Annotated in this window: 20 protein-coding genes and 1 other annotated feature; all 20 genes read right to left on the bottom strand. The window is 50.0% G+C overall.

Annotated elements, in window-relative coordinates; translation table 11 throughout:
* Window positions 1-3 precede the first annotated feature (3 nt).
* Window positions 4-636: an orotate phosphoribosyltransferase gene (gene pyrE / locus K6T23_RS09740; protein WP_238284234.1), complete on the bottom strand. Its 633-nt coding sequence runs from the start codon at window positions 634-636 to the stop codon at window positions 4-6.
* The gene (pyrF, locus tag K6T23_RS09735) at window positions 617-1,330 is read right to left on the bottom strand and encodes an orotidine-5'-phosphate decarboxylase (RefSeq protein ID WP_238284233.1); all 714 of its coding nucleotides are present in this window, start codon (window positions 1,328-1,330) and stop codon (window positions 617-619) included. The genes pyrE and pyrF overlap by 20 nt, the downstream gene beginning before the upstream one ends.
* A complete protein-coding gene (locus tag K6T23_RS09730) occupies window positions 1,305-2,243 on the bottom strand; it encodes a dihydroorotate dehydrogenase (protein ID WP_148985378.1) in 939 nt (312 codons plus the stop codon). Before K6T23_RS09730 ends, pyrF begins: the two co-directional genes overlap by 26 nt.
* Window positions 2,240-3,013: a dihydroorotate dehydrogenase electron transfer subunit gene (locus K6T23_RS09725; RefSeq protein WP_238284232.1), complete on the bottom strand. Its 774-nt coding sequence runs from the start codon at window positions 3,011-3,013 to the stop codon at window positions 2,240-2,242. Before K6T23_RS09725 ends, K6T23_RS09730 begins: the two co-directional genes overlap by 4 nt.
* Window positions 3,010-6,219 (bottom strand): carbamoyl-phosphate synthase large subunit, encoded by a 3,210-nt coding sequence (gene carB, locus K6T23_RS09720; RefSeq protein ID WP_238284231.1) that lies wholly within the window; start codon window positions 6,217-6,219, stop codon window positions 3,010-3,012. Before carB ends, K6T23_RS09725 begins: the two co-directional genes overlap by 4 nt.
* Window positions 6,212-7,303, bottom strand: a complete 1,092-nt coding sequence (locus K6T23_RS09715; RefSeq protein WP_056537302.1) for a carbamoyl phosphate synthase small subunit — start codon at window positions 7,301-7,303, stop codon at window positions 6,212-6,214. The genes carB and K6T23_RS09715 overlap by 8 nt, the downstream gene beginning before the upstream one ends.
* On the bottom strand, window positions 7,303-8,583 hold the full coding sequence (locus K6T23_RS09710; RefSeq protein ID WP_056537304.1) for a dihydroorotase: 1,281 nt from the start codon (window positions 8,581-8,583) through the stop codon (window positions 7,303-7,305). The genes K6T23_RS09715 and K6T23_RS09710 overlap by 1 nt, the downstream gene beginning before the upstream one ends.
* A complete protein-coding gene (locus K6T23_RS09705) occupies window positions 8,558-9,472 on the bottom strand; it encodes an aspartate carbamoyltransferase catalytic subunit (protein WP_238284230.1) in 915 nt (304 codons plus the stop codon). The genes K6T23_RS09710 and K6T23_RS09705 overlap by 26 nt, the downstream gene beginning before the upstream one ends.
* Before the next feature lie 141 nt (window positions 9,473-9,613).
* Window positions 9,614-10,939: a solute carrier family 23 protein gene (locus K6T23_RS09700; RefSeq protein ID WP_218245852.1), complete on the bottom strand. Its 1,326-nt coding sequence runs from the start codon at window positions 10,937-10,939 to the stop codon at window positions 9,614-9,616.
* A gap of 130 nt (window positions 10,940-11,069) precedes the next feature.
* A complete protein-coding gene (pyrR, locus tag K6T23_RS09695) occupies window positions 11,070-11,615 on the bottom strand; it encodes a bifunctional pyr operon transcriptional regulator/uracil phosphoribosyltransferase PyrR (RefSeq protein ID WP_238284229.1) in 546 nt (181 codons plus the stop codon).
* Between the two features lie 178 nt (window positions 11,616-11,793).
* The gene (locus K6T23_RS09690; protein WP_056537311.1) at window positions 11,794-12,705 is read right to left on the bottom strand and encodes an RluA family pseudouridine synthase; all 912 of its coding nucleotides are present in this window, start codon (window positions 12,703-12,705) and stop codon (window positions 11,794-11,796) included.
* Complete coding sequence (gene lspA / locus K6T23_RS09685; RefSeq protein WP_053427815.1) at window positions 12,680-13,171, bottom strand: signal peptidase II; 492 nt, start codon at window positions 13,169-13,171, stop codon at window positions 12,680-12,682. The genes K6T23_RS09690 and lspA overlap by 26 nt, the downstream gene beginning before the upstream one ends.
* Window positions 13,172-13,273: 102 nt before the next feature.
* Window positions 13,274-13,555, bottom strand: coding sequence for a hypothetical protein (locus K6T23_RS09680; RefSeq protein ID WP_238284228.1), 282 nt, complete (start codon window positions 13,553-13,555; stop codon window positions 13,274-13,276).
* 206 nt (window positions 13,556-13,761) lie between these two features.
* Window positions 13,762-16,533: an isoleucine--tRNA ligase gene (ileS, locus tag K6T23_RS09675; RefSeq protein ID WP_238284227.1), complete on the bottom strand. Its 2,772-nt coding sequence runs from the start codon at window positions 16,531-16,533 to the stop codon at window positions 13,762-13,764.
* Between the two features lie 69 nt (window positions 16,534-16,602).
* Window positions 16,603-16,823, bottom strand: a binding site (T-box leader).
* A 52-nt stretch (window positions 16,824-16,875) separates the two neighbouring features.
* Window positions 16,876-17,391, bottom strand: a complete 516-nt coding sequence (locus K6T23_RS09670; protein ID WP_048004120.1) for a DivIVA domain-containing protein — start codon at window positions 17,389-17,391, stop codon at window positions 16,876-16,878.
* Window positions 17,392-17,478: 87 nt separating this feature from the next.
* Window positions 17,479-18,249, bottom strand: a complete 771-nt coding sequence (locus tag K6T23_RS09665) for a YlmH family RNA-binding protein (RefSeq protein ID WP_238284226.1) — start codon at window positions 18,247-18,249, stop codon at window positions 17,479-17,481.
* A gap of 63 nt (window positions 18,250-18,312) precedes the next feature.
* Window positions 18,313-18,576, bottom strand: a complete 264-nt coding sequence (locus K6T23_RS09660) for a YggT family protein (protein WP_159642172.1) — start codon at window positions 18,574-18,576, stop codon at window positions 18,313-18,315.
* Window positions 18,577-18,584: 8 nt separating this feature from the next.
* A complete protein-coding gene (locus K6T23_RS09655) occupies window positions 18,585-19,031 on the bottom strand; it encodes a cell division protein SepF (RefSeq protein WP_053427360.1) in 447 nt (148 codons plus the stop codon).
* A 16-nt stretch (window positions 19,032-19,047) separates the two neighbouring features.
* Window positions 19,048-19,722, bottom strand: coding sequence for a YggS family pyridoxal phosphate-dependent enzyme (locus tag K6T23_RS09650; RefSeq protein ID WP_420493497.1), 675 nt, complete (start codon window positions 19,720-19,722; stop codon window positions 19,048-19,050).
* Complete coding sequence (pgeF, locus tag K6T23_RS09645) at window positions 19,712-20,527, bottom strand: peptidoglycan editing factor PgeF (RefSeq protein WP_056537361.1); 816 nt, start codon at window positions 20,525-20,527, stop codon at window positions 19,712-19,714. The genes K6T23_RS09650 and pgeF overlap by 11 nt, the downstream gene beginning before the upstream one ends.
* Between the last annotated feature and the right edge of the window lie 42 nt (window positions 20,528-20,569).

Genomic DNA, 20,569 nt, shown 5'->3' with positions numbered 1-20,569 from the left:
ATATCAATTCACTTGTTTCTTCCAACCCTCGGGATCCCGTCGCCATTCTTTCAATTCAACGAGATCAGCTCCTGAAATCAGTCCTTCTTCCCCTGCTGCTTCTAATAGACTTGAATAGTCGGAGAGGGATACAGCCTCAATCCCATGTTCGCTGAGGGCATCCGTTCCCTTTTGAAGCTCATATGTAAAGATGGCGGCAACCCCCAAGACTTCACATTCCGACTCTCTCAGGGCCTCGACCGCCGTAATGCAGCTGCCACCTGTTGAAATGAGATCTTCTATGACTACCACTTTTTGCCCAGGAAGAACCTTTCCTTCGATCTGGTTCCCTTTTCCGTGTCCCTTTGCCTTGGATCTGACATAGCACATAGGGAGATCCATGCGCTCTGATACCCACGCTGCATGAGGAATTCCGGCAGTTGCCGTTCCTGCGATGACATCGACTTCCGGGAAATGTTCACGGATCATGGAGACAAGTCCATCTGCAATCTGCTTTCTCACGGCAGGGTAGGATAAAGTCAATCGGTTATCGCAATAAATTGGTGATTTAATCCCTGAAGACCATGTGAATGGTTCAGTAGGATTCAAGAATACCGCTTTGATGTTCAACAATTCCTTAGCGATTTGTTTTTTCATAGATGCTTCCCTCCCAATCTTGGCAAATCATTCGGTAAGCGGCAACAGGATCGGCTGCCTTCGTGATGCTCCTGCCCACGACAATATGAGTTGATCCCAATCCCTTAGCATTTCCAGGGGACGTGATGCGCTGTTGATCATCCGCGGCATCGGAGTTCATCCTGATACCCGGTGTGACGCGAAGGAATTCTTCTCCGCAATACTCCTTGATCAAGCCAGCCTCGTGCGGGGAACATACCACCCCTTGAAGTCCGGCGTCTTGAGCAAGGCGGGCATAATGGATGACGGATTCCGTCAGTGGATTCGGGATGAGCTGCTCGGATTGCATCTGCTGTTCAGACGTCGAGGTGAGCTGGGTGACAGCAATGAGCTTCGTCTTGCTGCCCTGAGACTGTATGGCCTCCATCGCCCTCTCCATCATCTCTTTGCCTCCTGCAGCATGGACGTTGATGAGTTCCAGATCCCACTGTCCAAGTCCTTTCATGGCCCCAAACACGGTATTCGGGATATCATGGAGCTTCAGATCAAGGAAGATCCGATGATCCTTTTTCAAAAGGGACTCTACGATGCGAGGTCCATTTTGGAGGTAGAGCTCCATTCCCACCTTGACGTTCAAGGGCTCGTCGAATCGAGATAAAAATGTTTCTGTCATTTCCCATGTTGGGAAATCAAGGGCGATAAACGGCTTGTTCATGCTTCCCCCAGCTCCTTCCGGTCAATTGAGAAATATGGTCCACGTTCAATTCGGCAAGCAGTGCAGGCAGTTCGCGAATGATTTTCTTACAGATGAAAGGATCTACGAAATTGGCCGTGCCGACTGCCACAGCGCTCGCACCCGCATAGAAATATTCAATCACATCCTCTGCAGACTCTACTCCGCCCATTCCGATGATCGGCAGATCGACTGCCTGACTCACCTCATAGATCATCCGGATGGCAACCGGCTTGATGGCAGGACCCGATAGCCCTCCCGTCTTATTGGCAAGGATCGGTCTTCCCGTCTTGAGATCAAGCCTCATGCCGAGTAGCGTATTGATCATCGTCAATCCGTCGGCTCCTCCGAGTTCAACGGCTTTGGCCATCTCCACGATATTGGAGACATTCGGTGAAAGCTTGACGTAAAGGGGAACCTCTGACACGGCTTTCACCTTTCTTGTCAACTCCATTGCAACCTCGGGGATCGTCCCGAAGGCGATTCCACCGGTTTTCACATTCGGACAGGAGATGTTGAGTTCAAGGGCATGTACATTCGGTGCTTTGGAGATTTCACGGGCCACATGAACATAGTCTTCCATCTGCGATCCCGCCACATTGGCGATGATGGGCACATCGAACTGTGAAAGCCACGGAAGCTCCTTTTCCATTACCGCTTCCAGACCGGGATTCTGGAGGCCGATGGCATTCAGCATCCCGGCGTTGGTTTCTGCCACACGGGGCGTCGGGTTGCCGAAACGGGCATGTTCCGTTGTCGCTTTGATCATAATGGCACCGAGTTCGCTCAAGTCATAGAATTGGCTGTACTCCCTGCCGAATCCAAAACATCCTGATGCCGGCATGATCGGATTCTTCAAACTCAAGCCTGGCAGCTCAATCTGTAATTGTTTCATAACGCCACCACCCCTACAGGAAATACCGGTCCGTCGCTGCATACTTTCACATAATCCGTGCCTTCAGGATCATCGGCCAGATGACACACACATGCGAAGCAAGCGCCGATCCCACATCCCATACGTTCTTCGAGTGACAGGTATCCACTTCCCGAAAGGCGATTTTGCAGAGCCTTCAACATCGGATTCGGTCCGCATGCGAAAAATTGATCATACTGAATTGATTCTTTTTCAATCACATCTGTCACAAAGCCTTTCCGTCCAAGGGAACCATCCACCGTGGCGATATGCGTCGGTCCGAGTTCCCGGAACTGGTCTTCATAAAAACTGACGGCCTCGTCCTGAAACCCAAGGACATGCGTCACCCTCCATCCATTTGATCGAAGGACTTTTGATAGTCCATAAAGTGGCGGGACGCCGATTCCGCCTCCAATAAGCAGTGCCGTCCTACCGTCACCCCGTTCAACACCAAACCCGTTTCCAAGGGGCCCGAGAACATCGACCCTGCCTCCCGCCCCGACAAGGGACAATTGCATTGTCCCTTTGCCTTCGGCGCGGTAAATCAGGCTCATCTTCTTTTCATCCTGATTATGATCGGATATGGAGATCGGCCTTCTTAGAAGGGGATCGATGCCGCTACCTACCTTGACATGTACAAATTGTCCCGGTGCAGAAATCTCCTTTACCAATTCACCTTCCAGGATGAGCTCATAGATGTTCCTGGCAATGAGGCGGTGACTCACCACCATCATCGATTCGTTGACGATCATGAATGGACCGCCTTTCTTGATGGCTTCGCTGCAATTGCCTCGGCGGAGAAGGTCATAGATTCGTAGACTCTCAGGATGGCTTCGGCTGTATCCAGGGAGGTCAGGCATGGAATTCCGTTCTCCACCGATTCCCTTCGGATCCGGAAGCCGTCACGTGCCGGTTGCTTTCCTTTGGTCAGGGTGTTGATGACGAGCTGTGTTTCCCCGCTTTGGATGATATCGAGCAGAGTCGGTCCGGTCGAGCCGATCTTATCCACTTCGCGGACCTGAATGCCTTGAGAGACAAGGTACGATGCCGTCCCTTTCGTGGCAAGGATCTGATACCCGATGCTTACGAAACGTCTTGCCAGAATGGCCGCTTCTTCCTTGTCCTTGTCTGCTACTGTCATGAGAACCGAACCGTGATCTTTCATCTGCATGCCTGCAGCTACCATGCCTTTGTATAGTGCCTTCTCCAAGGTCTGATCTTTCCCCATGACTTCACCGGTCGATTTCATTTCAGGTCCGAGCGTGATGTCCACCCTTCTCAGTTTGGCAAAAGAGAAGACTGGTACTTTGACATAGACGCCTTCTGCTTCTTCCACGAGACCCGGCTCATATCCCAGTTCACGCAGGGAGATGCCGAGGATCGCCTTTGTGGCAACGTTTGCCATCGGCACGTTGGTGATTTTCGAGATGAATGGAACCGTCCTGCTCGAGCGTGGATTCACTTCGAGTACGTAGACTTCGCCTTTTGAAATGACGTATTGGATGTTCAGAAGCCCGATGATATTCAATCCTTTGGCTAGCCTGGTTGTATAGTCCACGATTGTCCTTTTTTGCTCTTCAGTCAGCTGCTGGGGCGGATAGACGGCGATGGAATCCCCAGAGTGGACCCCTGCCCGTTCGATATGCTCCATGATTCCCGGGATGACGACATCCTCCCCGTCACAGACGGCATCCACTTCGATTTCCTTCCCGATCAAGTAGCGGTCGATAAGGACGGGATGCTGCGGGTTCACTTTCACGGCATTTTCCATATAGTGGAGAAGCTCCTCTTCTCTGTATACGATTTCCATGGCTCTTCCGCCAAGTACATACGATGGTCGGACGAGAACGGGATATCCTATTGAATCTGCGATGGCGATGGCCCCTTCCACCGATACAGCCGTCTTGCCTTCAGGCTGTGGAATGCCGAGTTCCTGGAGGGTCTGCTCGAATTTGTCCCTATTTTCCGCCCGGTCCAGATCTTCCAGTGATGTGCCCATGATGCGCACACCGCGATTCACAAGTTCATCTGCCAGATTGATGGCGGTTTGGCCCCCGAACTGTACGACGACCCCTTTCGGCTTTTCGAGATCGATGATATGCATCACATCTTCCACCGTCAACGGTTCGAAGTATAATTTATCCGAGATGGAGAAGTCCGTAGAAACCGTTTCGGGATTGTTATTGACGATGATTGCTTCGTAACCAGCTTCCTTGATGGCCCAGACGGAGTGGACGGTAGCGTAGTCGAATTCGACTCCTTGACCGATCCGGATCGGTCCGGACCCAAGCACGATGATGCTCTCGCGCTCTGTTACTTCCGATTCATTTTCATCCTCATACGTTCCGTAGAAGTACGGCGTTTCGGATTCAAATTCCGCGGCACAGGTATCCACCATCTTATAGACCGGTGTGAGTTTCTCCTGCTTCCTCCACTCATATACTTCCCTCTCCGTCACAGACCAGAGGGAGGCAATGGCAATGTCCGAGAAGCCCATGCGCTTTGCTTTGTATGCGATGGAATGATCGAATGGGTGGGTTCTCAGTTGTTCTTCAAAACGGATGATGAGGTCCATTTTATTCAGGAAGAAAAGGTCGATCTTGCTCCAGTCATGAATCGTCTCGATCGTGATGCCGCGCCTGAGGGCTTCGCCGATGAAGAACAGCCTTTCATCCCCTGCTTTGCGGATCCGTTTTTCGATCCATTCAGCTGACTTGCCTTTCAGCTCATCCAATCCGAGGTGATACGTATTGCTCTCGAGTGAACGGATCGCTTTCAGCAGCGACTCTTCAAGGGTCCTTCCGATGGCCATCACTTCCCCTGTAGCCTTCATCTGGGTGCCCAAATTCCGTTTCGCCGATTCAAACTTATCGAATGGCCATCTCGGAATCTTTGTGACCACATAATCAAGGGCAGGTTCGAATGCCGCGTATGTTTTTCCTGTCACAGGATTCATCATTTCATCCAATGTCAACCCGACAGCGATCTTGGCAGCAAGCTTTGCGATCGGATAGCCTGTTGCCTTCGAAGCAAGGGCAGAGGATCTGCTCACACGTGGATTAACCTCAATGATGTAATACTGGAAACTATCAGGATCTAGCGCCAGCTGCACATTGCAGCCGCCTTCGATCCCGAGGGCACGGATGATCTTCAGGCTCGTATTCCGGAGCATCTGATATTCCCTGTCGCTCAGCGTCTGACTCGGGGCGACGACGATGGAATCGCCTGTATGGATCCCTACCGGATCGATGTTTTCCATATTACAAACCACGATGGCGTTATCGGCAGCATCTCGCATCACCTCATATTCAACCTCTTTGAATCCTGCGATGCTTTTCTCCAGGAGACACTGGGTGACAGGACTGTATTTCAATCCGGAGCTGACGATTTCATTCAGTTCTTCTTCGTTGTGGCAGATCCCGCCTCCTGTTCCACCAAGGGTGTATGCAGGGCGAACGATGACCGGGAAGCCCACCTCCTCGACGAATGTGTACGCTTCTGACACCGTGTGGATGATTTCGCTCTGAGGTACCGGTTCCGAAAGCTCATTCATCAGTTTCCGGAACAGATCACGGTCTTCTGCTTGTTCGATGGCGGAAAGCTTGGTGCCGAGAATCTCGACTCCGCATTCTTCCAGTATGCCTGATTGATGGAGTTCGACGGCAAGATTGAGGCCCGTTTGGCCCCCGAGGGTCGGAAGGAGTGCATCCGGTCGTTCTTTACGGATGATGCGGGATACGAATTCAAGGGTCAGGGGCTCGCTGTAAACCTTATCGGCCATTTCTGCATCGGTCATGATGGTGGCGGGATTCGAGTTCACGAGGATGACCCTGTATCCTTCCTCTTTCAGTGCGATGCAGGCCTGTGTGCCCGCATAGTCGAATTCTGCTGCCTGGCCGATGATGATCGGGCCGCTCCCGATTACAAGGATGCTTTTAATATCTGTACGTTTAGGCATGTTGAATCTCCTTCCTTTTCTCTTCATTCATGAGTGTCAAGAAATCGTCGAACAAGTAATTGGAATCTTCTGGTCCCGGAGAAGCCTCTGGATGGTATTGAACCGTGAAGGCAGGATATTTTTTATGCTTCAACCCTTCGATTGTCCCGTCATTGATGGCGATATGTGTAACTTCTAAATCAGTATCGTCAAGTGATGCTTCATCCACTGCGTACCCGTGGTTCTGGGAAGTCAGGGCCACTTTTTTCGTCAACACATCTTGAACAGGATGATTTCCTCCCCTGTGTCCGAACTTCATCTTGAAGGAATCAGCACCGCATGCGAGAGCGAATAATTGATGACCGAGGCAGATTCCGAACAGTGGAATCTCACCTAGAAGTTCTTGTACCGTCTGGATGGCTTCCGGTACATCCTTCGGGTCTCCAGGTCCATTCGATAGCATGATGCCATCAGGTTGGAGTCTGCGGATCTCTTCTGAAGATGTGTTGTGAGGGACAACGATGACATCACAGTTCCTCTTGTTCAGTTCCCGCAGGATTCCGTGCTTCATCCCAAAGTCCATCAATACGACCCTGAATCCGCGACCGGGACTTGCATACGCGGTCTTTGTGGAAACCTGCGCCACCTGATCGGTTCTCAGGGCGGAGGCGTTCAATCTTTCAATCATAAGGGCCGGATCTTCTTCCACGCTGCAAAGGATACCTTTCATCGATCCCGATTTCCTTATCAGACGGGTCAGCTTCCGTGTATCTACACCGGCAATCCCTGGGATCCCTTTGATTCTGAGCAGCTCATCAAGTGTGGATTCATTTCGCCAGTTGGAGGCGAAGTCTGCCGATTCCCGCACAATGAATGCCTTGACTGCTGGAGAAATCGATTCGAAGTCGTCACGATTCACACCGTAGTTTCCGATCAAAGGATAGGTCATGGTGACGAACTGGCCGCAATAAGAGGGATCGGACAAGATTTCCTGGTACCCTGTCATGCTTGTGTTGAATACGACTTCCCCTATGGCCTCACTGTCTGCACCGAATCCTTCACCGATAAAAATCGTTCCGTCTTCCAGAATGAGCTGTCTGTTCATTATGCTTCTCCTCCATTCCAAACTTGTTGACCTTGATAAAATGTCGCTTGCGGATATCCTGTGCATTCCCACCCCGAGAATGGTGTGTTCTTGCCTTTTGACAGGAAGGATCCCGTATGAATGGTTTCCTTCTTTTCCAAATCGATCAGCGTGAAGTCTGCGTCGCCTCCAACTTTAAGCGTGCCAAACGGTAGATTGAACGCTTCTGAAGGTTTGACGGTCATCCAATCGATGAGCTGCTTCAACGTGATGATTCCTTTTTGAACAAAATGCGTATGGAGTAAAGGAAATGCCGTTTCAAGCCCGACAATCCCGAATGGCGATAATTCCATGCCCTCTCCCTTTTCTTCTGTTGTATGCGGTGCATGATCGGTGGCGATAAAGTCGATGGTGCCGTCCAGAAGCCCTTCGATGAGGGCGTCCCTGTCCTCTTTCCCACGGAGAGGTGGATTCATCTTAAAGTTCGTATCCATCCCCGGGATGTCATCTTCACATAGCAGGAGATGATGCGGGGTCACTTCTGCTGTCACCTTGATCCCGGCCCTCTTTGCATCCCTGACCACTCTGACAGATTCTTTTGTTGAGATGTGGCAGACATGATAATGGGTACCCGCTGCTTCCGCAAGGAGCACATCCCGAGCGATATGAACCGCTTCACATACAGACGGGATCCCATTCAGTCCGTTCAAGGCTGAAAACCTGCCTTCATGGACGGACCCTTTATTGATCAGGGTGTTCTCTTCGCAATGGGCCACGATGGAAGCTCCGATAGCTGCGGCTTTTTTCATGGCTTCGAGCATCATGGCGGCTGACTGCACTCCGACACCGTCATCTGTGAAAGCGAAGGCCCCATGTTGCTTCATCGCTTCGAGGTCGTTCAATTCCTTCCCAGCCTGTCTCTCTGTGATGGCTCCGTAAGGTAGGACCCTGACCGAGGCCGTTTCGTTAATCCGTTTATGTAACCAATCCAGTGTTTCGGTATCATCCGGTACGGGGCGTGTGTTGGGCATCGCCGCAATTGTCGTGTAACCGCCTTTTGCAGCAGCTTTCGTTCCGGTTTCGATCGTTTCTTTATGTTCTCCCCCTGGTTCGCGGAGATGAACGTGGAGGTCGACGAAACCAGGTGACAGCAACATGCCCCGCGCATCATATTCCATCTCACCCGTGTTGGAGAGTTCGGTTCCTATTTCAGCAATCTTATTCCCCTTTGTCTTTACCTCGACCGGTTCCAATTCCCCTTTTGCATTCAGAATGTTAGCATGTTTGATCAACCAGTTCATGTTGACGTCCTCCTTGTAATTGGAATGCTCTTTTTAGTACCGCCATTCTGACGTATACGCCATTTTCCATTTGTTTGAAGATCCTGGACCGTCCGCATTCCACGAGGGAATCGGCGATCTCGACCCCACGGTTGACAGGTGCCGGGTGCATGATGATGCTTCCATGCGCCATCTTCCTCTCCCTCTCCAAGGTAAGGCCGTATGCCTGGTGATAATCCGCCTTGGACGCAATCGGCGTTCCATGATGCCTTTCGTGCTGGATGCGCAGTAGCATCACGACGTCGGATGAACTCATCGCTTCCTCGATCTCTACATATCGATCCCTGTAGCGCTCTGGGAACCATTCCTCTGGACCAGAGAACCTGACCGCTGCCCCGAGTGCGGTAAGGGCTTCCGCATTGGATCTAGCCACACGGCTGTGGGCGATATCGCCGATGATGGCGACCCGGAGACCCTGGAACCCTCCGAATTCCTGACGGATTGTCATCAGGTCAAGGAGGCATTGAGTCGGATGATTTCCGCATCCATCCCCTCCATTGATGATCCTGACGTCCAAACCTTTGAGCTCATCGAAGTAGCGGTCCCTGCTATGACGGATGACCACGGCTCCCACCCCGATCGATTCCAGTGTTTTCACTGTATCGTAAAGGGTTTCTCCCTTTTGGACGCTCGAGGCATGGGATTCAAACGGAATCACTTCCAGGCCGAGACGCCTTTCCGCCATTTCAAAACTGCATTTCGTCCGTGTACTGGCTTCGAAGAAAAGGTTGGCCACGAAATGATCTGATCCATCTTCCCACCTTTCTCCTGCCTTGAAGCGTTCTGCCTGATCCAAGATTGAGAGGATCTCTCTTTCAGATAAATCCTTCATGGTTAATAAGTGCCCCATCGTACACGCCGCCCTTCTGACTTTTTGTATAAAAAAACACCCTGTGCCTTCTGCTCAGGGTGTTTTCAGCCATAGAGGAACAGACTCGTCCCTATACAGCATCACCCTTATGGACTCTCTGGACCATTGTTAAAAGGTGTTCTATGCTACTTCGTCATTTGCTTGTTTTTGTTCTTCGAATAGATTTCCTGAAGTTTCTTCCCGTCCCGGAAGGACTAGATTCAGTACGACTCCGATGATGGCTGCTAAGGCCATTCCGGAAAGTGAGACGTTTTCTCCCAGTTCCACATAGGCGCCTCCTACTCCGATGACGAGTATGACAGATGAGATGATGAGGTTTCGGTTCTTCCCAAGGTCAACCTTGTAGTCAATGAGCATCCTGAGACCGCTCGATGCGATGATTCCGAAGAGAAGGATGGATACCCCTCCCATGACGGCCGTCGGGATGGAACTGATGAGGGCAGTGATTTTCCCGATGAAACCGAACACGACTGCCAGCACCGCCGTACCCCCGATCACATAGACGCTGTATACCTTCGTGATGGCGAGTACACCGATGTTCTCACCGTATGTGGTAACCGGCGGACCCCCGATGATGGAAGCAATGACTGTCGCCGCCCCGTCACCGAGGATGGATTTATGCAAGCCCGGTTTTTCGATGAAGTTCCTTCCGACAACCTTGCTGAGGACCATCTGATGACCTGTGTGTTCCGCCATCGTCACGACGGCGACCGGCACCATGATCGACATGATGGACCAGGAGAAGGAAGGTGTGTAGTCGACGAATGGAATGAAGAAGTCTGGCATTTTGAATAGTGGTGCATCAAGCACCGGTTGGAAGTCGACGAGCCCGGCGAATATGGCAATGATATAACCGCCTGTTATGCCCGCAAGGATCGGGACCATACCGAGAAAGCCCTTGAAGTAGACCGAGCAGATGATGGTGATAAGCAAGGTGGCGAGCGCCACAAGGATATGCTTGCTGCTATATACCAGGGTATCGGCATAAGGATCGGCGTACATGGCCATGTTGACGGCCGTTCCTGCAAGACCCAGTCCGATGACCATGATCACCGGTCCAACCACGACCGGCGGCAGGATTGTGGACAGCCATTTCACTCCGAGCTTCGCGATCAAGAGGGCGACTAGGCCGTACACAATTCCAGCCATGAAGCTCCCCATCATGGCTGCACCGGGACCTCCGAATTGCTTGGCGGCGATGATCGGTGCGATGAACGCAAAGGATGATCCAAGGTAGGCCGGGATCTGACCCCTCGTGATGATGATGTATGCCAGTGTTCCAAGGCCACTCGATACGAGTGCAACCCCGGGGCTCAAATCGACGAGGAACGGTACGAGGACCGTGGCGCCGAACATGGCGAACAGATGCTGAAGGCTCAGGGTGAGCCATTTTCTTGCTGGTGGGACTTCATGTACATCAAGTACGATATCTTGTTTGGTAGTCATATCATTTCCTCCTTGTTTCACCTATTAAAAAAACCCTCTTATCCAAGAGGGCACAAAGAGGGCAGGAGACGGCCATACGCCTTCCCCACCATCCTTTGTCAGCCTCACTGGACCACTCTTAAAAGGATACTTATTCGTTTTCGTAGATGGATACTTCATCCCGGTCATCGACCTCGGACAAAGCAACCGTGATTTTTTCAGAGCTTGAAGTCGGGATATTCTTCCCGACATAGTCGGCACGGATCGGGAGTTCCCGGTGACCGCGATCGACGAGTACGGCTAGCTGAATCTGACCCGGTCGGCCAAGATCCATGAGAGCATCGAGTCCAGCTCTTACCGTTCTCCCTGTAAAGAGGACATCATCGATCAGGATGACTTTTTTGTTGGCGATACCCACTGGAAGATCCGAACCCTTCACTTCTGGTTCCTGGTCTGATGTTTTGACAGACAGATCGTCGCGGTAAAGTGTGATATCAATCTCCCCGACTGGAACCTTCTGTCCTTCAATATCATGAATCCGTTCCGCAAGCCTGCGTGCGATGTGGATGCCCCTTGTTTTGATTCCGACAAGGACGATCTCATCAATCCCTTTATTGCGCTCGATGATCTCATGTGCGATCCTGGTCAGGGCCCTGCGGATGGCAGGCTGGTCGAGAACCGTTGCTTTTTTAGTCATGAGTGGTACCTCCTTCATTGCCATAAAAAAATCCCCTCACCCATGGATGAGAGGATACACTTATCGTATATAAATCTTTGCACACCTAACCTGGTATACAAACTCCTTCTCAGTCTCACGGGACTGTATTAAAGGTCTTATTCAATTACGTTTATCATACAGGTCCCCTGCCCATTTGTCAACGACTATTTTCAAGGCGGGCAATGAGCTTCGTGAATTCTTCAGGAAGCTCTGCGTGGAACTCCATGTATTCTCCAGTACGGGGATGGACGAATCCAAGTGTTCCCGCGTGAAGGGCTTGTCCATTGAGTGGCAGCGTCTTCCTCGGCCCGTATTTCGGATCTCCAGCGAGGGGATATCCGATGTATTTCATATGAACACGGATCTGATGGGTCCTGCCCGTCTCCAGCTCACACTCAACGAGGGTGAAATCCTCATACCGATCCCGCACCCTGAAATGCGTGACAGCTTTTTTACCGTTATCCACGACGGTCATCCTCTGGCGGTCTTTGGGATCCCTGCCAATCGGTGCATCGATCGTACCGTACTCATGAGGAATGTTCCCATGGACGATGGCCGTATATTTACGTGTGACGGTCTTCTCCACTAGCTGGTTGACAAGATGCTCATGGGCCTGGTCGTTCTTTGCAACCATCAGGAGACCAGACGTATCTTTGTCGATCCGGTGTACAATACCAGGGCGCATGACACCGTTGATACCGGAAAGATCTTTGCAGTGATGCATCAGACCGTTCACCATGGTTCCTGAAGAATGTCCGGGTGCCGGATGCACGACCATGCCTTTCGGTTTGTTGACAACGATGACATCCTGATCTTCATATGCAATATCGAGATTGAGATCCTCTGCCTCGACATCCAGCTCTTCTGGGTCAGGGATCGCGATTTCGATCGATGCATCGAGAGGGCATTTGAAGTTGGCCTTCACCACTTCCCCGTTTACTTTCACATGCCCATCCTTGATCCATAATTGAACAAGGGACCGGGACCAGTCTTTATTTAGGGAGCTGACAACTTTGTCGATGCGCTCTCCTTGATTATTTTGATCAATGCTGTGTTGAATGACTTCCATGTTTGTTCTCCTTCTTTGCTTTTCTTTCATCCATGAACATATGCAGGAGCAATAAAATTACACCTATCGTGAGTGATGCATCGGCGATATTGAATATGGGGAAATCGTAAGTGAAAATATATGTATTAAGGAAATCCACCACTTCCTGCCTTGAAACCCGATCGATGAAGTTCCCGATGGCGCCTCCGAGCATGAAAGCAAGACTTGTGCTGAAGAGTGAATGGCCTTTCGCATGCTTTTGCATGTAATACACGATCCCGACAATCACGGCAATGGTAATCACATAGAAAAACCACATTTGACCTGGCAGGATCCCCCACGCCGCACCCGGATTTCTGTGCGAAGTGATATAAAATACATCAGGGATGACCGTGATGCTTTCACCTTGCGTCATATTTTGTACAACCAGCCATTTGGTAAGCTGATCGATCCCGATGACCACTAAAGCGAGAAGATAATAATACACAAAGGCAACCTCCGTATCCATTAGAGATGATTACCTTTGAATTTTAGCATAAACCCGGTGATAAAGACACTTAATCCCTTGTTTTTTAAAAAACAAGGGATCTTATAAATGGAGATGGACTTTCCCATATTTACGCCAATCGTTCATTTCTTGAAGTGTTGATGATGTAGGATTCATTTTCATCAGCTTGAATGGGATCAATTCCCCGCTCATTTCACATGTCGCAAATGAATTCATGTCTGCCCGTCCAAGTGCATAGCGTACATCCCTGATTTCTTCTTCAATCATTTTCCTTACGATCGGATGGCTTGTATCTGCCGACTCCAATTCCTTCAATGATGATTCCAGTTCTTCAATGATTGCCGGGTATTGGTCATCTGTCATCTTCATCCCTCCATTCATAGTATGGAGGAAAACTTGCCGTTCCCATCTTGCAAGATCTAGCAATTATGGAATGTCAAACGCTCATCTGCCCGTGCATCAAGGTACCGCTGATCCCTAATGACGAATCAGGAAATATCTTATAGATCCATCCAGCAATGACCGGAATAACAAAAAGGACCGCCTCATTAAGAGACGGTCCTGTTCAATCATGCTAAATGGGAATAGTTTTCTTTGACCACAGATGCACAGCGTGGGCAAAGGGTCGGGTGATCCTGGTCTTCTCCTACGTGAGGAGAAACAGTCCAACAGCGCTCGCAAGTTTCGCCTGCTGCTTTTTCTACCACGATGCTATTCGCACCGAGTGATAAGGCTTCTGCAGGGGCTTCTGACGTGCGTCCGCCGATTTCGAAGGCAGAAACGATGAACAGCTGTTTCAGGTCCTCCTTGATGCTTGAAAGGAGGGCTTCCGTCTTTTCATCCACATAAAGCGTGACTTTAGCGGTGAGGGACTTCCCGATCACTTTTTCATTCCTTGCTTCTTCCAAAGCCTTCAGGACGTCATCGCGGACGTCAAGGAAGGCATTCCATTTTTGCTTCAGCTCTTCCGCACCGTCGAATGACTGTACTTCAGGCATATCAGTCAGTTGTACGCTCTCCCCATCGACACCCGGAATATGAACCCATACTTCGTCAGCCGTGTGAGCAAGGATCGGTGACATGAGCTTGGTCAACGCTACGAGGCACTCGTACAGGACGGTCTGAATGGCTCTTCGATCATGTTGATCGGCAGATTCGATGTAGAGAATATCTTTCGCAAAATCGAGATAGAAAGAACTCAAATCGAGGGTACAGAAATTATTGACTGCATGATAAATGCCGGCAAACTCGTACTTATCATAAGAATTTTTCACGTTTTTCACAAGGTCATTCAACTTCACGAGCATGAAGCGGTCGACTTCCCTGAGATCGCTGTACGAAACGGCATGCACGCCCGGATCAAAGTCGGACAGGTTACCGAGAAGGAAACGGAATGTGTTACGGATCTTCCGGTACACTTCAGCCACTTGCTTCAGGATTGGATCAGAAACCCGCACATCCGCCTGATAGTCGACGGATGCAACCCAAAGGCGAAGGATATCTGCACCAAGCTGCTTCATGACTTTTTCAGGTACGACGACATTGCCGAGGGATTTACTCATTTTGCGCCCATTGCCATCAAGAGCGAACCCGTGGCTTAAAACGCCTTTATACGGTGCTTTGCCTGTCACGGCTACGCCGGTAGTCAATGAAGAGTTGAACCAGCCGCGGTATTGATCGGATCCTTCGAGATAGAGGTCCGCAGGGCGCTGAAGGCCATCACGTTCTTCAAGGACGGCCTGATGTGAGGACCCTGAATCAAACCAAACATCCATGATGTCGGTTTCTTTCGTGAAGTGGCCGTTCGGGCTTCCTTCATGAGTGAATCCTTCGGGAAGGAGCTCTTTTGCTTCACGCTCAAACCAAATGTTCGATCCATGCTTGCGGAATAGGTCTGACACATGACTGATCGTTTCATCAGTGATGATTTCCTGTCCATTTTCAGCATAGAAGACGGGAATCGGTACGCCCCATGCACGCTGACGTGAGATACACCAGTCTCCACGATCGCGGACCATGTTGTAAAGGCGCGTCTCTCCCCACGCAGGGATCCACTCTGTCTCATTGACTGCCTGTAGCAGTTCGTCACGGAATTTATCAATGGACGCAAACCACTGTGCTGTTGCACGGAAGATGACCGGTTTTTTTGTACGCCAGTCGTGTGGGTAGGAGTGCGTAAAGAACGAAATCTTCAGAAGGGCCCCTACCTCTTCCAGTTTTTCAGTAATCGGTTTATTCGCCTTATCATAGAAGAGACCTTCGAATCCTGGTGCTTCATCTGTCAGTACGCCCTTGTCGTCTACAGGACAAAGAACATCCAGGTTGTATTTTTTCCCGATGATGAAATCATCTTCACCATGACCCGGTGCGGTATGGACACAGCCTGTACCAGAGTCTGTTGTCACATGGTCACCAAGGATGACAAGAGAATCACGATCATAGATCGGATGCTTGGCAACAATGTACTCAAGATCTGATCCCTTGACTGTCTTCTCGACAGAGTGATTTTCCCACTCAAGGACAGAGGCAACTTCCTCAAGGAGATCCTCCGCCACGATGAAGCGCTCGCTTCCAACGCTTACGACCGAGTAATTCAGTTTCCCGTTCACCGCGATGGCGAGATTTGCCGGAATCGTCCAAGGAGTCGTCGTCCAGATGATGAACTTATCACCAGTTGCAAGGACATCCTTACCGTCAGCTACAGGGAATGCCACATAAATCGATGGTGACTTTTTGTCCTGATATTCAATCTCAGCTTCTGCAAGCGCAGACTCACTTGAAGGTGACCAATACACAGGTTTTTTCCCTTTATAGATATACCCTTTTTTCGCCATATCACCGAATACCTTGATCTGCTGAGCTTCGTATTCCGGTTTCAGTGTGATATATGGATTCTCCCAGTCGCCGCGAACGCCGAGCTGCTTGAATTGCGCGCGCTGATTGTCCACCTGCTCATATGCATACTCTTCACAAAGCTTCCTGAATTCCGCTACGGTCATTTCCTTGCGCTTGACTCCTTTATTGGTCAAGGCCTGCTCGATCGGCAGCCCATGAGTATCCCAACCTGGTACATACGGTGCATGGAAACCACTCATGGATTTATAGCGGACGATGAAGTCCTTCAAGATCTTGTTGAGGGCATGGCCCATGTGGATATTACCATTTGCATATGGAGGTCCATCATGAAGGATGAACAGAGGACGGCCTTTTGTCCGTTCCTGTACTCTGTCATAGATCGACATATCGTTCCACTGCTCCTGCATCTTCGGTTCACGATTTGGCAGGTTGCCCCTCATGGGGAATTCTGTTTTTGGCATTAATAACGTTTCTTTGTATTCCAATTCAATGGTCCTCCTTCTTCAATTGAACCTGTCATCCAAACCATGAAAAAAAAGCTTCCTCATCCCTAAGAAAGGGACGAGAAAGCTTTTCCCGCGGTACCACCCTCATAAGGGCATGATTGCCCTCACTCGAAAATCCGTAACATGGATCAGTCGCCGTCCGCTAGCATATGTTCACAGACAGGGCTCAAGGGTGATCTTCCGCTTCATTTCCCTACCGGGCTTGCACCGCCCCCGATTCGCTGATAAAGGTTATTGCTGAAACGTACTCTCCCTGTCACAGCCTTTTGATGACAGGTATTCTTTTGGTTTTTCAATTATATGAAAAGACCTGCCTATCCGTCAAGTCAGTGTCTCTTCTTCTTTCAAGGTCTTCAGATCCGTTGCGTCCACATCGAATTCCATGAGCTGATCCCAATCATTCGTATCGAGGAGGTCAAGCTGAGCTTCTATGAGCATTTTGAAGCGTGTGCGGAACACTTTGGACTGCTTTTTGAGCTCTTCGATTTCAATGGCAATCCTGCGGGCTTTCGAAAGTGCTTCATTGACGATACGGTCGGCGTTCTTCTCGGCTTCCTTGATGATGAGCTTCGATTCCTTCATCGCATTGCGCTTCACTTCTTCACCGGCTTCTTGGGCTACGACAATGGATTTATTCAACGTTTCTTCAATCGTCGTGAAGTGTCCAAGGCGTTCGTTCAGGGAATCAAGGCGTTCTTCTGTTTCCTTCTTCTCACGGATCAGGATCTCATAATCCTTGATGATCTGGTCGAGGAATTCATTTACTTCGTCTTCATCATATCCGCGGAATCCACGGCTGAATTCTTTATTATGTATATCTAACGGCGTCAAAGGCATGGGCGCCACCTCCAAAACTTGGTTGATTACTATCATTATAACTAATTTTACGACAGCTTGTACCGAATTTCCTTTAATTTCGCAAAATTATTTCAAAACACCGAACGTGATCCGCCATTTATCCCGCTTCGTCTTACCGTCGATGGTCAGCAGTTTGCTTCTGCCGAACCCCCGCGTCGAGATGACATCCCCCTCTTCCACCTCGAAGGACGTACTCTCGGTTGCCCTCCAGTTTACCTTCACGAGTGAAGCTTTAATGAGAGCCTGAGCCTTTTGCCGGGAAACCCCCTGAATGGCGGAGAGGATCACATCAAGTCTCAGGGAGCTTACCGTTGTGGTATTTTCACTCCACTTCTCATCCGTGATGAATAGTTCTGCCACCTGACGCTTTTCGAGTGAGACCCTCGCTTTCCCGATCTGTTGCAGCTCCATTTCCAAGCACCCTGAAATTTCATCGGCCGCCACGAGCTGATACCGTTCCCCTTCAGTAGGGATATCCCCGAATTTTTCCCTTTTAAGACCTAGTGACATAAGCGTCCCGAGGATCTGCCTATGCTCTATTGTAACAAACTTAGCAGGGTAGTGAATCTCATACAGGCATATTCCATAATCTTCTTCAGAAGGCTCATAATAGTCGGGGTAGATCAGCGCACGCTTGCGCTCCCCTGTTTTCGGAAAAAATGCGACCCTGACGCTGCCTTCGGTCCCGATGATGCTGAGGAGGATGTGCTGCTCCCGGGGATCGAGGAAATCGGTCCGTTTCTGGGCATACTGGCTCTCCACCTGCTCCTTCCATTCGACCACCTGGTCGATGAACCCCCTCTCTTCCGGTCTGAAATGCTGATAAAGTGTCGACATAGGTTTTAACTCCCTCCATGCAAAAGGACTGAACCGGCAAGGGTATCAGTCCTTTAAAGCTTACTACAAAATCCATAAGAAAAGTTGACTAAGGCCTTTGTCGGCCAGTCTAAGTACGATGAAGGCGACAATCGGTGAAATATCGATCATCCCAAGGGGAGGGATGAACTTCCGGAACTGTTCCAGATAAGGCTCGCATATGCGGGCGAGGATCTGGCCAATGGAGGTTTCCCGGGCATTGGGGAACCACGACATCAGGATATAGATGATGAGCGCCCACATATAGATATTCAATAGGGACGATAATATTTGATATAGAAGGAACATGATTCAGCTTACCACCTCGATTCTGTAAAGTCTTCTTCACTGAGGAGTTCAGAAATGTTTCCGCTCACCTCGACGTTATCTGGCGTGCACAGGAAAATGTCACTCCCCACCCGCTGGATATCGCCACCGATGGCATATACGGTGCCGCTCAGGAAATCAACGATCCGTTTCGCCTGGTCATGCTGGATTCGCTGCAGGTTCACCAAGACAGAACGGCGATTTTTGAGATGGTCGGCAATTTCCTGGGCCTCTGCGTACACGCGTGGCTCAACAAGGATCACCTTGGATGACTTTTGAACGCTCTGCAGGCTGACAACGTTTTGTTTCGTCTGTGCCGGTGACTGGGATTTCATGGGCTTCTTCTCCTCATGTTCTTCGTATTTCTCTTCCTCTTCGTATTCGTACTCATCTTCATCAAGCAGGAAAAACGTTTTAAATTTTGATTTGATACCCATTTCTACTCATCTCCTCTCAGTCATTTCCAACTAATGCCGTTCCGAGACGGACAAATGTGGCTCCTTCTTCGATGGCGATATGAAAATCATTACTCATTCCCATGGACAGTTCCGTACAGGGGGCATGCGGCAGACCAAGTGCCTTGACCTCCTCCTGCAGCCCTCTGAGGCTTCGGAAACAGCTGCGAAGGAATGCTTCATCCTCCGTATGAGGGGCCATCGTCATCAAGCCTATGACGTTGATGTTTTCGAGTTCTTGCAATGATTGGATGAATCCAGATGTTTCTTCCGGGGATATACCGTGTTTTGATTCTTCACCAGACACATTGACCTGAACGAAGCAATTTACTGGCTTGTCCGCCCGCTTGTCGATTTCCACGGCCAAGGAATGGCGATCCAGTGAATGTATGTATGAAACCTTATCGATGATCTGTTTGACTTTCCTGGTCTGGAGGGAGCCGATGAAATGCCAATCGACACGGTTTCCAATGGCCTCATATTTTTCAGTGAGACCGGTGTCCCTGTTTTCCCCAAGATGTGTGATTCCTGCGGTGACGGCTTCTTCTGCCCGTTCAATGCTCACATACTTTGTCACAGCCACGACCTTCACGTCCTCAGGGGACCTGCCGGCATTTTCACATGCCTGCTCTATACTGCTGTTTATTCTATGAAGTCGTTGTTCAACGTTCATGTACATTCTCCTTCCAGCCTATGAAACTCATCATCCTTCCTGTCTTTCCGCCGTCTTGGCGGTACGAATAGAAGTCGTCATGACAGAATGAACAATGACCGGAAGTCCTGATCTGTTCAGCGGAAATACCACTTTGGATCAATAAGAGCCGGTTCAACTGTTTCAAATCCAGATGATATTGACCCTCTTCCTTTAGATTATAGGGGATGTGGGGTCCATCTTCTAGTACTTTTTCAATTTTTCCGATGACAAAATCATCTACCACATAGCAGTCTCCACAAATCGAAGGACCGATTACAACTTCGATATCCGCCTTGGAGGAGCCTGCTGTGACCATGCGATCGATCATGGATGGACCGATTTTGGCCACGGTCCCTTTCCACCCTGCATGGGCAAGACCGATCCGCCTCTTCACTGGGTCATAGAAATACAGGGGCACACAATCTGCATAGCACATCGTCAGGAGCAGATCACCAGAGGAAGCAAGAAAACCGTCCGTATCCGGGACCGCATCGTCATAGATTTTTGAGCCTTTTCCTGCCTGCAAACCATCGATTAGCTCGATGCAATCTCCATGGGTCTGCTCTGCTGCAACCCAACGTGCAAGGGGGAAGCCGATCAGTTCAGAAAGCCGTCGACGGTTTTCCACGACTGACTCACGATCATCCCCTACATGCAGACCCATATTAAAGGAATGAAAGGGTCCACTGCTTACGCCCCCGTTCTTCGTCGTAATACCGGCGGTGACGCCTTTCCATCCGGGAATCGTATAGTAGGATTCATGTTCTCTTTTGAAAGGTTCCACAGAATGAATCTCCTTTTTTTCTTTTCCTAAGTGTATCATATG

Origin of the sequence: Rossellomorea marisflavi, from assembly GCF_022170785.1 — a bacterium.
Taxonomy (GTDB): domain Bacteria; phylum Bacillota; class Bacilli; order Bacillales; family Bacillaceae_B; genus Rossellomorea; species Rossellomorea marisflavi_B.
This window is presented reverse-complemented; position numbering and strand designations above follow the sequence as displayed.

What these genes read in the sequence shown, in the direction of transcription:
- pyrE (WP_238284234.1), bottom strand. Translation starts at nt 636, where the DNA reads ATGAAAAAACAAATCGCTAAGGAATTGTTGAACATCAAAGCGGTATTC.
- pyrF (WP_238284233.1), bottom strand. Translation starts at nt 1,330, where the DNA reads ATGAACAAGCCGTTTATCGCCCTTGATTTCCCAACATGGGAAATGACA.
- K6T23_RS09730 (WP_148985378.1), bottom strand. Translation starts at nt 2,243, where the DNA reads ATGAAACAATTACAGATTGAGCTGCCAGGCTTGAGTTTGAAGAATCCG.
- K6T23_RS09725 (WP_238284232.1), bottom strand. Translation starts at nt 3,013, where the DNA reads ATGATCGTCAACGAATCGATGATGGTGGTGAGTCACCGCCTCATTGCC.
- carB (WP_238284231.1), bottom strand. Translation starts at nt 6,219, where the DNA reads ATGCCTAAACGTACAGATATTAAAAGCATCCTTGTAATCGGGAGCGGC.
- K6T23_RS09715 (WP_056537302.1), bottom strand. Translation starts at nt 7,303, where the DNA reads ATGAACAGACAGCTCATTCTGGAAGACGGAACGATTTTTATCGGTGAA.
- K6T23_RS09710 (WP_056537304.1), bottom strand. Translation starts at nt 8,583, where the DNA reads ATGAACTGGTTGATCAAACATGCTAACATTCTGAATGCAAAAGGGGAA.
- K6T23_RS09705 (WP_238284230.1), bottom strand. Translation starts at nt 9,472, where the DNA reads ATGGGGCACTTATTAACCATGAAGGATTTATCTGAAAGAGAGATCCTC.
- K6T23_RS09700 (WP_218245852.1), bottom strand. Translation starts at nt 10,939, where the DNA reads ATGACTACCAAACAAGATATCGTACTTGATGTACATGAAGTCCCACCA.
- pyrR (WP_238284229.1), bottom strand. Translation starts at nt 11,615, where the DNA reads ATGACTAAAAAAGCAACGGTTCTCGACCAGCCTGCCATCCGCAGGGCC.
- K6T23_RS09690 (WP_056537311.1), bottom strand. Translation starts at nt 12,705, where the DNA reads ATGGAAGTCATTCAACACAGCATTGATCAAAATAATCAAGGAGAGCGC.
- K6T23_RS09680 (WP_238284228.1), bottom strand. Translation starts at nt 13,555, where the DNA reads ATGACAGATGACCAATACCCGGCAATCATTGAAGAACTGGAATCATCA.
- K6T23_RS09670 (WP_048004120.1), bottom strand. Translation starts at nt 17,391, where the DNA reads ATGCCTTTGACGCCGTTAGATATACATAATAAAGAATTCAGCCGTGGA.
- K6T23_RS09665 (WP_238284226.1), bottom strand. Translation starts at nt 18,249, where the DNA reads ATGTCGACACTTTATCAGCATTTCAGACCGGAAGAGAGGGGGTTCATC.
- K6T23_RS09660 (WP_159642172.1), bottom strand. Translation starts at nt 18,576, where the DNA reads ATGTTCCTTCTATATCAAATATTATCGTCCCTATTGAATATCTATATG.
- K6T23_RS09655 (WP_053427360.1), bottom strand. Translation starts at nt 19,031, where the DNA reads ATGGGTATCAAATCAAAATTTAAAACGTTTTTCCTGCTTGATGAAGAT.
- K6T23_RS09650 (WP_420493497.1), bottom strand. Translation starts at nt 19,722, where the DNA reads ATGAACGTTGAACAACGACTTCATAGAATAAACAGCAGTATAGAGCAG.